We start from the raw sequence: 13,208 nt of genomic DNA, 5'->3' as shown, positions 1-13,208 counted from the left end.
ATTTTATGAAGTGCTGCATTCAGGCTATCGTTATCAGGTTTTGACGTGTTTAACAGCAAATTCATTTTTCTATTCTCAAATAGCTATCTCCATCTAGTTATTGAAACCAGATTACAAGAATTCCACTGAGATAGTTTGTGAACTTGCCAGCGCACCAATCAAAAGCAGATAACTTATTTGTCAGAGACAACAGTTATCTACTTTAGTTTATTTTATAGTTAATTGCAAGAATTATTTTTGATTTTCTGGTTCCCGAATCATTAATTACGAAGACAAATGCGATAATTGCCAATATTAATGTAAAGCAAAAGCCATAATGGGCACCAGTGGTAAAGCGAGCAGCCGCGGTACCAGCCGTCCCCTGTCTTCCAAGCTCAAGCAGGCTTGTCGCTACCGCCGTTGCAACTGCTCCAACAATTTGCTGCATAGTATTCAAAATTGTGCTCCCGTCGTTTGATGATATTCCCGGCAGCGCATTTAGGGCACTGGTCTGCGAAGGCGCCATAAAGAGCGGACACCCAATCATCAAAATTACGTGGGCAGCGATAACAAAGGTCACCGTAGTCCGCGTACTCGTAGTCAGCGTACTCGTAGTCAGCAACATTAGAACCCCAACTAGGGCGAGTACAACGCCAACAAGCGCAGGACGCTTTGCCCCAACGTTGTCATAAAGACGCCCCGCAACGGCAGAGGTAATTGCGTTCGTCACTCCCCCAGGCAGCATAATCATCCCCGCCATTGCAACCAGCAACAGGAGGCCATTTTGAATGTACATCGGCAGTAAATACATTGAGGATAAAATAATACCAAAGTCAAGCATTACTAACCCCGTCCCAATAGCGAAAGCACGGTGTTTAAATATCCGTAAGTTGAGGATTGGATCTGCTAAATGCAGCTGACGGTGGGTATAGAACGCCAGGACTACAACGCCAGTGGCCAATGCTGTAATAACAGGAACGGACAGCCAACCAAAGCGGCTTGACAGTGAGGCCCCGATTACTAACCCCGAACACCCAATTGCTGATTCTACTATGTGATAATCCATCTACGTGGGGACGGGTAATGTTGCCAACGTTCTCTAATGAGGTAATCGCAAAAAGCAGGGCAATTGCCAGAAAGGGAATGAAGAGCCAAAAGATCCAGTTCCAGGAGAGCTTTCCTAGAATCAGCCCGGTCAAAGTCGATCCAACTGCTGGCGCAAACATAATTACCAGCGCGCACATCCCCATTACGGCACCAATCTTTTGTGGCGGGAAGATTTGCATAACCACCGCAAACATTAAATGGAAGAATCAATCCAGTACCAATCCCCTGAATCATCCGGCCAACCAGTACTACCGCAAAACTGCTCCCCAATGCGGAAATTGCTGCTCCAATGATGAAGTCGCTCAGAGCAAAAATAATTACCTGGCAAGTAGTAAACCAGCGGTTAATCAAGCTCGACAACGGCAAGACGATTCCAATCACTAACATATACCCGGTTACCAGCCACTGAATGGTTCCGGTATTTACTTGGAGGGCTTGCACCAGAGTCGGCAGGGCAATATTTAATGACGTTTCACTAAACATCCCCACAAACGCACCAAGCAGCATGCTCACCATCGCTAGTTTCGGATGGTGAACGCTTATTAGCGGACCATTCTTTCGTATTTTTTCCATATAATAACCACTCTCCTCTTCTTTAATATGCACAAGTGGTTACTCTAGCAAATTCAGTTAATTTTCGTAAGTATTTTCTATAATCTCTTCAATAATAAATAGCTCCCATTAATTAAATTAAGTTCGACGCTAAAATTAAATTATAGTTAGAATTTTAATTGACTTCTCACTTCACCCATGATAAATTATTAACCATCAAAAAGAGGAGGCAGGACAATGTCATTTACTAACCGTCATCAATTAAACGTCATTATTATCCGGATCATTAACTAGGTGATACGGATAATTTGACGTGTTCGTATCACCACCACGGCGATACGAACGGTGACCAGTAATTGACATTCCCCTGTCAAGCCGGTGAGCTGTTCAGCAGCACACCGGCTTTTTATTTTCTCAAAGGTGGTGAGCAAGATGGAAAGCGACATTAGCAGCCCTTAACTTCACAAGATTAATTAATAGAAAGAGGTATTAAAATGGAAAATTCAGTATTAACAACCACAACCCGCCCCAAATTCAAACGCGACCCCGTGAAGACCGTCATTCTCGCTTCGATGATGGGAACCGCCATTGAGTTCTTTGACTTTTACGCGTACGGTACCGCTTCGGCAGCCTACTTCCCGCGTGTATTCTTCCCCCAGATGACTCCCGTCCTGGCGACAATCCTAAGCCTGTTGACCTTTGGGGTGGCCTTCGTTGCCCGACCTGTCGGCTCCTTTCTCTTCGGCCATTTTGGTGACCGGCTAGGACGAAAGAAGACCCTCGTCCTTTCCCTCCTGGTCATGGGGGTTGCGACCGTTGCCATTGGTTTTATCCCCGGCTACTCGGTCATCGGTGTCTGGGGAGCCGTCCTCCTCTGTCTCTGCCGGTTTATCCAGGGAATCGGCCTCGGGGGTGAATGGTCCGGTGCCGTATTGGTAGCAACTGAAAACGCCCCGGCTAACCGGCGGGCCCTCTACGGCGCCTTCCCAGAAGTCGGTGCGCCAATCGGGTTCTTCATCTGTAATGGCTTATTCTACCTATTAGAAAACTGGCTCACTCCCGCCCAAATGACCGCGTTTGGTTGGCGAATTCCATTTTGGGCGTCCGCAGTCCTCGTCGTCATCGGGCTCTACGTTCGCCGGCGACTCCAAGAAACGCCCCTGTTCAAGCTCGCCCAGGAAAAGAACAACGTTACCAAGTCACCGCTACGGGCGGTTTTCAAATCCAACTGGCGGGAAATCCTCAAGGGAACTTTCATCATGGGAGCTACTTACGCCATGTTCTTTACCCTGACGACCTGGTCGCTTTCCTACGCCACTACGGCCCTTGGTTTTAGTCACGCCGAATTTCTCCTGCTCCTAATGGGGGCCATCGTTGAATTCGCAGTTCTGATCATGCTGACCTCAGTCCTTGCCGACCGGGTTGGCCGGAAAAAAGTCCTGCTCACCGCGTCTGGTGCCCTCGTTGTTTTCTCCCTCGTCTTTCCGTACTTCCTCCAGGGCCAGCACAACATGAGCGGAATGCTCCTCTTCCTTGGATTGGGCTTTGTGATCATGGGAACCCTCTACGGTCCGGTCGGCGCCGTCTTGCCAGAGCTTTTCCCGACAAAGGTTCGCTACTCCGGTGCCGGAATCACCTATAATCTGGCCGCCGTAGTTGGTGCTGCTGTAGCCCCCTCCGTCACCACCTGGCTAATCAGCCGCTTTGGCCTTTACTCGGCCGGCTACTACATGTTTGCCCTCGCCGTGGTTTCCGTGATCGCCTGGCTGCTGACCAAGGAAACTAAAGACGTTGATTACACCAAGTAGCCGTTTGACCTTTTTTCTTCATTAAAGAACGCTTATAATAGTCAGCAATCATACTATTGGAGTGAGAGTTTACATTGAAGAAAATTATTTATCGGTTTCTAGCCACGCTCGGTGTGGGCGTTTGTTGCCTCGGCTATGCGGCAAACGTGCATGCTAGCCAGATGCGCACCCCGATCGACTGGCAAAAGTCATCAGAAACGGGTGCCTATCCGGACCTGGCTAAGACGCCCGACCTCTGGCTCAGGGTCAGTCTCAAGCACAACCGGACCTACGTGTACAGTGGGCATAAGTTAATCTACACGATGTACAGTACCGCTGGAAAGTTTCAAAAGGACCCGAAAAGCGGCAAGGTCAAGAGTGTTACCCCCACTGGCACTTTCCAGGTTCAGCCGACCCGTGGCGACTGGGTTTACAACCCGGACCTGAAGCTCGGGGCCAACTACTACGTTTCCTGGAACGGTAACTACCTCTTCCACACCGTCGTTACCGGCCCTGACCACCACTATATCAAGTCGGAAGCTGCCAAACTCGGTAAAAAGCCTAGTTCTCCCGGCTGTGTCTGCCTCTCCGTCCCAGACGCAAAATGGTTAGAAAGCAGCTTGCCGACCGGAACCAAAATTGTTGTTGATAACTAAGAATGCACCCGCCTTTTAACGAAAAAGGCGGGTGTTTTGTTGTCAACCCAGCCTTAATTTAAAATAAATTTATTTGTTTTAAGCGATAACCGATTAATGAAATTTTCCATTTGTTTAAACAATGATTAAGTGTTAACCGAGTGTGTCCACAAATTGGTCCGACCAATTTATTACAAGATTTTATAGCAGTGAAATGACGATTCATGCACTGAAATGACAGCATTTAAAGCTCCTGTCCACCATTCAGTCAGGATTACCTTTGCCACCATTTTGGTCAACCATTGACCGGATGGTGGTCTTTTTATGTTCCCTTTCACTTGATTACTCAATCCAGGCTTCCTTCGTTTAAAAATGAGCAACTACTTATCGGTCAATATAAAAGAATTTATATAATAGCCCTATATTATTTAACGAATCGGCATATAATCATAGTTGAAGAGTGAATTTCAGTTTATATTTCGTTCACAAATTAACCAGGGAGATTATACTATGATTAGTAAAAAAATCGCGAGGGAAGCCCTCTCAACAATTGCCGTTTTGACCACTGCCACCGCGCTGGGTATTGCCACCAGCACCAGTGCCAAAGCTGATTCTAATAACAGCACCCTGATAATAGCGCAGTAACTACTAATACAAACGAAGCGCAAAGCCAGCAACAGGCCACTGTTAGCGCGCAATCAGCCGCTAATACTGCCGTTGCCACTGCAAACACCATCCAGCAGCAAAAGACCGCCGTTGGTGATGCCCAGGCATCCCAAACCACGTCCCAGAAAAATCTCGCTAATGCGCAGGACGCACTAACAACTGCCAACCAAAATTTAGCCGCCGCACAGAATAAAGTTAATCAATTGCAAAATAAAATTGATTATTATGCTAACACTAGGGCAATGCCAACGTTTACTTTTACTCCAGAGCAAACGGCAGCGACGCAACGGTTCATTAACGACGTGGCGCCAATCATGCGGAGTGGCAACTTCAACTCAAATGACTTTTATCGGCTAAGCAGTTTCGCCGCTTAGCAGGCAGCAATAACCACACGCCAGGGACTTAACTGGCAGGATCAAAACGGGGACGACCAAAAGATTATCCTCGACCTGGACCACCTCACCGCGGACCAAGTTAATACCTTATCAAAGTTTACCGCAGCCATCCTGAACCAAGTCCGGCAGCAGCTCGGCATTGCCGGAACGGTTGGTACGGCGGTTACCACTTCCGGAATGGGCGACGTTGCCCAAGAAGTCGCAACCTTGTACGGTGAGCGGACCGACACTGCTGCCCACCACTACATCTACGCCCTCAAGAAAGCTGCCTTTGATCACGGCATGACCAACCAGTACGCTACTGCCGCAGATATGGTTACCCGGGGCAGCAACAGCCTCGGTGAAAGTTTGCTAACCGACGGGAACGTTAATTACACTAACCGGATGACGATGGCCCAGGCAAAGAATGCAATTGCCAGGGCTGTTAACGACATGCTGTTTAATGACCGCGGTTCCGCGATGGGCCACGCAATGTCGCTGCTCGGGGTCTACTCCATCCTTCCTGATTCCCAGGGGCGGACGGTCGACTACGTCGGCACTAGCATTTCCTACAACAACATCAACTTTAATACCGACCGGCCTGACAAGGCCCCGAACGTTTATCCGTCCCACCTGATTCACTTCATGCAGTACACGTCTTAGGAAATTGCCAGCAACAATTCCGCCAGTGAACGTGCTAAGCAGGCCCAAAGCGGTCTCACCCATGTACTTGATGAATACGGCGACATTGCCGACCCGGCAGCTCTGGAATAGGCACTCGACGACATCGCAGTCGCCCGGGGCGAATACTACCGGGCACAAACAGCCCAAGCAAACGGGACCGGCTCCTTAATTAATTTAAAATTAAATGTTGACAAGTTAAAATGAGAATGTTTTAATAATATCAACATTAACGGAAAGGAACGAATAATCATGACTCACAACTCATTGAATAACAGTGTCAAGTATTATAACAGCTATGCTTACTTGTAATGTCTGCGCCAACTTAGGTGCGGACAGGGACGTTCGCACCTAAGCAGAGCTGTATTCAGTGAGGTCTTTGCTAGGTGTCTACAATCTAGCAAGGGTGAGTGCTTTTTTAGAAAGTCGTTTATTCATTTCCCGTGAAATGAACACCAGCTAGGTTGAGCAATGTCTCAAAGTCTAGCTGGTGTTTTTTCGTTTAAGCATAGGGAGTGAAATCAATGTCAATCTTTAAAAAATCATCTCAAGATGCCGAACCTACCTTTGGCTTCGGCGAAAGCCTCGCGGTCCTGATTGTAATCTTATGTATCCTTGGTTACCTGATTATCTTTAAGCAGCAAGAACCCCAGGCGCCGCTGTTCATCGCCTTCATCCTGCTCGCCGTTTACGGTAAGCTGCGCGGCTTCAAGTGGGACACCGTCATGGAGGGAATGCGGAGCGGACTCCGGGCCGGGGTCGATCCGCTGGTTATCTTTCTCTCCATCGGGGTCCTGATTGCCACCTGGATCTTCTCCGGGACCATCCCCACCATCATGTACTTTGGTTTTAAGATTATCTCCGTCCAGTTCTTCCTGCCGACGGTTTTCATCGTCTGCACCTTGGTCGGGGTGGCCTGCGGCAGCTCTTTCACCACGGTTTCCACGATGGGGATTGCCTTCATCGGTATCGGGGCGACGTTAAAGATTAACCCGGGGCTGACCGCCGGGGTCATCGTCTCCGGAGCCTTCTGCGGTTCTAACATCTCCCCACTGTCCGGAACGACTAATCTCGCCGCCAGTGTCGGCCAAATCAGTATCTACGAACACATCCGTTCCCTGCTGATCACCGATATTCCAGCCTGGGCAATCTGTGTCGTCCTCTACACCGTCCTCGGTTTGAATTCCAAGCAGGTCAGCCTTAACGCCGTCCACCAGATGATGAACGGCCTGGCAGATGGCTTCTGGATTTCCGGCTGGGCCCTCCTCCCAGTCGTCCTCTTGATTATCCTGGCAATTTTACAAGTACCGGCCATCCCCTCCCTGGGTCTTGGCTCCCTTTTCGCCGCCGCCCTGGGCTGGATTCACGCCCCGTCAACTAGCATTACCGCCATCACCAAGACGATTATGATGGGCTACGTTTCCCACACCGGCAACAAAACAATCGACGCCCTGCTTTCCAAGGGTGGGATCTCCAGTATGCTGACCTCGCTGGCCTTGATTGTCTTTGCCCTGGCCCTAGGTGGTCTCCTGATTAAGTTCAACATCATCAACGCCATCATCGACCACCTGTCCGGAATCGTGAAGACCGCTGGCCGGCTGACTCTGGCAACCGCCATCACCTGTATCGGCGTCAACCTGATGGTCGGTGAACACTACCTCGCCATCATCTTGCCGGGGCAGTCATTCCTGCCCGCCTTTGACAAGCTCGGGCTGAAGCGGAAGTACCTCACCCGGATCCTCAACGATGCCGGGGCGGCCGTCAACGCAATCGTGCCGTGGAGTGTTTCCGGGGTCTTCATCGCAGGTGCCCTGCAGATCAACCCGCTCAAGTTCATCCCCTGGGCCTTCTTCCCGTTTTTGGTTACGATTTTGACCATCATCGTTGGCTTCTTCCTCAAGCCAAGTAAGCAAAAAGCAACTGTTTAAAAGCAATAACAAACTCCCCCATAGTTTCCGGATTAATGGGGGAGTTTGTTATTTTGCAATTAGCTAAAATTCAAATGGGGTACTGGTTTCGTAAAGAAAGCGGTTTGGTAAAGCAAGATTGCGATCCCTACTAATAGCCAACCAAGCCCAACAAGCTTTGCGCTAAGAGCTAAGTTAAGGAAAATCCATAAACTTACTCCAAACCCGATTAAAGGTGAGATAAGGTACCTAACCACATTGTTTAAACCCTTATTTGGATTCTTAATAAAGAACCGCCAAATTACTGCTAAATTAAGTAGCAAAAACCCAAAGAGTGCCCCAAATGACACTAAGTTAGAAACGGTATCTTGATTTAGTGTTAGTGATAATACTAATGATGCTAATCCGACAAAGATGATTGCCACCCAGGGTGTCCGGTACTTAGGATGAAGAAAGGCTAACTGGCGAGGAAGAATTCCATCACGGCCCATAGCATATAAGATCCGCGAAATGGCGGTCTGCCCTTCTTGTCCACCGGCTAAACCAAATGACAATACTACTACGATGTCAGTAATTCGTACTAAGTTAGGACCGCCAACCGCGTTTAAGATGCTTGAAAAAGCTGTATTAGGGTTAAGTGCCTGATAATTAGGCCACACCCATCCTGCAAGCAAAGTCGTAATTACAAATAATAATCCAATTCCCAAGATTGCACCAACGATAGCCCTCCCCACCGAATGACGAGGATCATTGGCTTCCTCAGCCAAAGTGCTAATGGCATCGAACCCTAAGTAAGAAACAATCACAATCCCCGTTGCTTGCAAAACACCATTAAAGTTAAACTGGGTAGGATTATACACAGCAACCACGTTAGGATGGATCTGTCCTAGGACTAACAATCTGACTACGCCGACCAAATAAATTCCCAAAACTAAAATCTGCAGGCCAAATAAGACCCAGGAAAACTTGGCAACGATGTTAACCCCGGCAAGGTTAACTATTGTATTAAAAACAACAATTCCAACAACCCAAACCCAAGTAGGGATTAGCGGCAAAAGTTCGTGACCAAAGGAGGCCGAAATTAAATAAGTGATTGTCGGGATTAAAATATAGTCAAGCGTAATCCCCCAGCCACCTAAAAAGCCTAAGCTCGGATTAGTTCCTCGTTGAACATACGTATAGACTGAACCAGCATAAGGATAATGTTGAGCCATCGTTGCATATGAAAAACCAGTAAACAGCATTGCAATCATTCCTACCAAATACGCTAATGCAACCATTCCATGGGCTGGGGTAAGAAATGAACCATAAAAGGCCACTGGAGCTACTGGAATCATAAAAATAATCCCATAAATTATTAAATCCTTAGTTGAGAGCGACCTTACTAATCTTACTTCCTCTTTGCTTTCCATTTTCCATACCTCCTCAAAAGAAAAACGTCCCAATAGCCAAACAGCTATTGGGACGCCCGTAACGTGTTACCACCCATTTTCTACACTATAAAGTGTACTCTACCAGAACAATTATTCTGCAATCAGTGATAACGGTGATCAACCCGTTAGCCATTTACGAACCTAGCTCGCTCATAGCCAAAAATCCTCAAGTAAAGGAAACCATCTTCACTAACTCCAATGTATCCGGCATCTCAGCATTCACCGTTCTCTGTAATAATTAAAAGTAAGTTACTCATTTCCTAATGTTTTTTAATGTATGGCCCATATCATAATCACTACTTTGATGCTTGTCAAGCACTATATTAGAAATATTATTCTTACTAGTTTTTCCTACCTTTAAGTAGCAAAATAGTATTATTTTTTATTAGCTATTTAGTTAAAAATAATTTCAAAAAGGGGTTGACGATCCGGTTTCAGGCAGGTATGATAATGGCAATTCAATTAGAAAATGCTATGAAAAAGATGAGTAATGTTGACGAGTGACCCCCAGCGAGTCGGGAATGATGGGAACCGATGGCACGACCAACATGAAGATGGTCTTGGAGCAAGTAATTGGGTGGCGAGCGGCAGCCGTAAGCGACCCACGAGTGGCGACCGTTATCCCGCCGGGGTTTACCCGCTAACGTTGCGGGTGTACCTACTGAGGATCAGGCTGGAAAGCCTGGTTAAAATAGGGTGGTAACACGTTAATTTCCATAACCGGAGTGACGTCCCTAGGAAGAGCAACAGAATGCTTTTCCTAGGGACGTTTTTTTGTTCTCGGACTTGAACCCATCTATCTTGAAAGGGGTAAACAACTATGACTCAATCAACTTTAACCGCACCATTTCGTTATGACATCGTTGGCAGTTTTCTCCGTCCCCAAGCCTTAAAGGACGCCCGGGCAAAGTTTCAAGCCGGTCAACTCAGCCAGGAAGAATTGACCGCCGTGGAGAACCAGTGGATTGCCGACCTCATCCAAAAGGAAAAGGCAGTTGGCTTGCACGCGGTGACCGATGGTGAATTCCGCCGCAGCTGGTGGCACCTCGACTTCCTCTGGGGCCTAAAGGGCGTCAAAAAGTACGACTACCGGGAAAGCTACAAGTTCCACGGTGCTAAGACGCGGACGGACAACGCCGAACTTTCTGGCCGCGTCGCCTATAACCCTGACCATCCCTTCTTTGCCGCCTTTAAGTACACCCAGGAGCAGGCCGGCGACGACGCCATCGCCAAGCAGACGATTCCTTCACCGACCCTGCTCTTCCGTGATAACCGTTCCGACAACTGGCCCCAATTCTATGACCAGCGAGCCGACTACCTAACCGACCTCGCCACGGCATACCGGAAAACGATCCAGCACTTCTACGACCTCGGCTGTCGCTACCTGCAAATCGACGACACCACCTGGGCCTTCCTCATCAGCAAACTCAACGAGACCAAGGACCTGCCGGAAGAGCACGCCAAGTACACCAGCCTGGCGGAAGATGCAGTGACCGTCATCAATGGCGCCCTCAAAGACCTGCCAGACGACCTCACCGTCACCACTCACATCTGCCGGGGGAACTTCAAGTCAACCTTCCTCTTCTCCGGCGGGTACACCCCCGTTGCCAATTACCTGGCCCAGCTCAACTACGATGGTTTCTTCCTCGAATACGACAACGACCGGTCAGGTGACTTCTCACCACTGGCCACCATTTGGAATCAGCGTCCTAACGTCCGGATCGTACTCGGCCTGATCACCTCCAAGTCTGGTGAGTTGGAAGATAAGCAGAAGATCATCGACCGGCTCCACGAAGCCGCCGAGCACGTCCCGTTGACGAACCTCTGTCTGAGTCCGCAGTGCGGCTTTGCCTCCACGGAAGAAGGCAATATTCTGACCGAGGAGCAGGAATGGGCCAAGTTAAAACTGGTTAAGGAAATCGCCGATGAGGTTTGGCAATAACAGAAAGGAATGTTGAAAATGTCAGTACAAGCAAGTTCAGTTCAAACATTGGTTAATAAGTTAAAGGAGCAGACCTGGGTGGACTTAACCCATTCGTTTGGCCCGGAAAGCCCCCGCTTCCCCGAATTCCAGCCGGCTGAATTTAAGACGCTGTTCACCCATGCGGATGGCTTCTTCGTTAAAGAATATACATTCCCTGGCCAGTACGGGACCCATATCGACCCACCCGTTCATTTTTACAAGGATGACGAACGCTACGTCGAGGATTTAGCGCTCAAGGACCTGGTGCTCCCGCTAGTCGTCATCGACCTTCACCAGGAAGTCGCGGAGAACCCCGACCGGAGCCTGACCGTTAAGGACATTCAAGCCTGGGAGAAAAAGCACGGTGAAATCCCGGCCGGCTCATTCGTCGCCCTGCGGACCGACTGGGGAAAGCGCTGGCCATCCCAAGAAAAGTTTGAAAATAAGGATGCCCACGGGCAAAACCACTACCCCGGCTGGTCACTAGACGCTCTCAAGTACATTTACGAAACTCGGCACGCCACTGCCAACGGTCATGAAACCTTCGATACGGATACCGCGACCGAGCAACAGGACGGCCTGGTTGGTGAATATTACGTTCTGTCCCACGGTCATTACCAGGTCGAACTGCTCGACAATTTAGACCGGGTACCCGCCACCGGGGCAGTAATCTTTATCTCCGTTGCCAAACCAGAAAAGGCCCCGGGCTTCCCCGTCAGGGCGTTTGCGGTCTTTGAAGAAGGCAAAAAATAATTTTATTGACAGCACTCAATCACTTCTATTAGAATAGCTATGTAAATAATTTTTCATCGGAGAACAGTGCCTCGTAAGGCGAACCCCCATCTGGGGACTGTTGAAGAAGATGTCGAGTGAGCTCGGTTAGTTAATGCTAGCCGGGCTCTTTTTATTTGAAAGGAGCGAATTTAGATGAAAATTATTCAAACTGCATTTGACCAGACTCGCAAGGACGTTTTTGAAGGACTCAGTATCTACTTTAGCAAACAATACGGTGCCACGGACGTTTCAGAACTACCGCAGCAGTTCTCTCAAGAGCTCGCCTTTAGCGCCACAGACGGCGATACCAGCATGGACCAAATCTATGGGCACATTGATAATGTCAACCTCTCTGCCGTTATCGAGGGGCTCTACGTCAACCCTAATGCCCGGGGCAGCAAAATCGGCCAAAAGCTCATCCACGCCTTTGAAGAGGCCGTTCAACAGGAAGGCTGTGTCATCAGTTTCGTTGACACAACCCAGGCCAGTGCACCCAAATTCTACGAAAAACAGGGCTACCAGCTAAATGGGATTATTCCTGACTACCCAGTTAAGGGCGATACTTACTACAAGTACTACAAGCGCCTTTAATTCACGAATCACCCAGGCAGCACTTTAGCTGCTTGAGTGGTTTTTGATTAGCACTGAATACTAAAAAAGCACCCCTAAGCGAATCACTTAGGGATGCTGGTTAATTAATTTAGTTAAAGCGGGCGGTTAGACGTTCAGAGTCTTACCGTACTCGTCGTTGATGGTGTCGACAACGTCCTTGGCGGCCATGTCGTCTTGGACAATTGCGTCGCCATCCCGCAGGGTGTACTTGACGGAGTTGTCCAAGTTGCTCAAATCGACATCGTTGCCTTTAGCATCAACAAAATTGAACTTCGAACTCTGGAAGTTCTGAAGGGCATCTTCATTAATTTCCATGATTATGCTTCCTTTCACCCTCTATTATAGTCGTTTTTCAGAAAGTGAACGGGTTAATTTAAACTTTTTTCCTAGAGGACAACCCTGATTGAAATCTTGGGGAACACCAGTATAATTGGTGATGAGGAGGGGAAGAAAATGTCATTAATGCAAAACACTTCTAACATTAAAAAGACGAGCCAATCCGTTTACTTGATTACCCTGGTTCGGCGGAGCGCCGACCGGCCGATGTACTTAGACCACATGGTTTATGATTCAGCTGCCGCGGGGCAAAAGTTTATGACCAACCTCGCCGCCGCGTTTGAACGGGCTGGCTACCGCTTAAACAAGGACGATGCTGACCACTACCAGCTCGACAACGGTCTGGACAAGATCACGTTAACCGGTAGCACCCAGAGCGTCTTTGAAGATTAATCCCCAACA

Annotated in this window: 13 protein-coding genes and 1 pseudogene; 11 read left to right on the top strand and 3 right to left on the bottom strand. The window is 48.5% G+C overall.

Annotation, left to right across the window (positions count from 1 at the left end; genetic code table 11):
* Positions 1-202 precede the first annotated feature (202 nt).
* Positions 203-1,659: pseudogene (locus tag N4599_RS07925) on the bottom strand (DHA2 family efflux MFS transporter permease subunit).
* Positions 1,660-2,132: 473 nt separating this feature from the next.
* Here N4599_RS07925 and N4599_RS07920 point away from each other — a divergent pair.
* The 6 genes from N4599_RS07920 (at position 2,133) to N4599_RS07895 (ending at position 7,709) form a co-directional block, all read left to right on the top strand.
* On the top strand, positions 2,133-3,446 hold the full coding sequence (locus tag N4599_RS07920; RefSeq protein ID WP_260898939.1) for an MFS transporter: 1,314 nt from the start codon (positions 2,133-2,135) through the stop codon (positions 3,444-3,446).
* A gap of 113 nt (positions 3,447-3,559) precedes the next feature.
* Positions 3,560-4,081: a L,D-transpeptidase gene (locus N4599_RS07915; protein ID WP_336604909.1), complete on the top strand. Its 522-nt coding sequence runs from the start codon at positions 3,560-3,562 to the stop codon at positions 4,079-4,081.
* A gap of 489 nt (positions 4,082-4,570) precedes the next feature.
* Positions 4,571-4,705 carry a hypothetical protein gene (locus tag N4599_RS07910; protein WP_260898935.1) on the top strand — a complete coding sequence of 45 codons (135 nt, stop codon included), beginning with the start codon at positions 4,571-4,573 and terminating at the stop codon, positions 4,703-4,705.
* 224 nt (positions 4,706-4,929) lie between these two features.
* Complete coding sequence (locus N4599_RS07905) at positions 4,930-5,100, top strand: hypothetical protein (protein ID WP_260898933.1); 171 nt, start codon at positions 4,930-4,932, stop codon at positions 5,098-5,100.
* A gap of 9 nt (positions 5,101-5,109) precedes the next feature.
* Positions 5,110-5,763, top strand: a complete 654-nt coding sequence (locus N4599_RS07900; protein WP_336604908.1) for an SEC10/PgrA surface exclusion domain-containing protein — start codon at positions 5,110-5,112, stop codon at positions 5,761-5,763.
* A gap of 542 nt (positions 5,764-6,305) precedes the next feature.
* Positions 6,306-7,709, top strand: coding sequence for a Na+/H+ antiporter NhaC family protein (locus tag N4599_RS07895; RefSeq protein ID WP_062812707.1), 1,404 nt, complete (start codon positions 6,306-6,308; stop codon positions 7,707-7,709).
* 59 nt (positions 7,710-7,768) lie between these two features.
* Here N4599_RS07895 and N4599_RS07890 read toward each other — a convergent pair whose 3' ends face one another.
* Positions 7,769-9,100, bottom strand: a complete 1,332-nt coding sequence (locus tag N4599_RS07890) for an APC family permease (RefSeq protein WP_260898930.1) — start codon at positions 9,098-9,100, stop codon at positions 7,769-7,771.
* A gap of 542 nt (positions 9,101-9,642) precedes the next feature.
* Between N4599_RS07890 and N4599_RS07885 the strand changes: the two genes are divergently transcribed.
* The 4 genes from N4599_RS07885 (at position 9,643) to N4599_RS07870 (ending at position 12,449) form a co-directional block, all read left to right on the top strand.
* Positions 9,643-9,765: a hypothetical protein gene (locus tag N4599_RS07885; RefSeq protein WP_260898928.1), complete on the top strand. Its 123-nt coding sequence runs from the start codon at positions 9,643-9,645 to the stop codon at positions 9,763-9,765.
* Positions 9,766-9,941: 176 nt separating this feature from the next.
* Entirely contained in the window at positions 9,942-11,063 is a 1,122-nt protein-coding gene (locus N4599_RS07880; protein ID WP_260898926.1) for a vitamin B12 independent methionine synthase, read from the top strand.
* Positions 11,064-11,081: 18 nt separating this feature from the next.
* The gene (locus N4599_RS07875; protein ID WP_260898923.1) at positions 11,082-11,837 is read left to right on the top strand and encodes a cyclase family protein; all 756 of its coding nucleotides are present in this window, start codon (positions 11,082-11,084) and stop codon (positions 11,835-11,837) included.
* A 174-nt stretch (positions 11,838-12,011) separates the two neighbouring features.
* Entirely contained in the window at positions 12,012-12,449 is a 438-nt protein-coding gene (locus N4599_RS07870; protein ID WP_260898920.1) for a GNAT family N-acetyltransferase, read from the top strand.
* A 126-nt stretch (positions 12,450-12,575) separates the two neighbouring features.
* On the opposite strand, the gene N4599_RS07865 is transcribed toward N4599_RS07870, so the two are convergent.
* Positions 12,576-12,785 carry a hypothetical protein gene (locus N4599_RS07865; RefSeq protein ID WP_260898918.1) on the bottom strand — a complete coding sequence of 70 codons (210 nt, stop codon included), beginning with the start codon at positions 12,783-12,785 and terminating at the stop codon, positions 12,576-12,578.
* Positions 12,786-12,923: 138 nt separating this feature from the next.
* On the opposite strand from N4599_RS07865, the gene N4599_RS07860 reads away from it, so the two are divergent.
* Positions 12,924-13,199 (top strand): hypothetical protein, encoded by a 276-nt coding sequence (locus N4599_RS07860; protein WP_062812713.1) that lies wholly within the window; start codon positions 12,924-12,926, stop codon positions 13,197-13,199.
* Positions 13,200-13,208 lie beyond the last annotated feature (9 nt).

It is taken from the genome of Limosilactobacillus oris, from assembly GCF_025311495.1.
Classification (GTDB): domain Bacteria; phylum Bacillota; class Bacilli; order Lactobacillales; family Lactobacillaceae; genus Limosilactobacillus; species Limosilactobacillus oris_A.
Note: the sequence above shows the minus strand (reverse complement) of the source record. Positions and strands in the feature narration are given on the sequence as shown.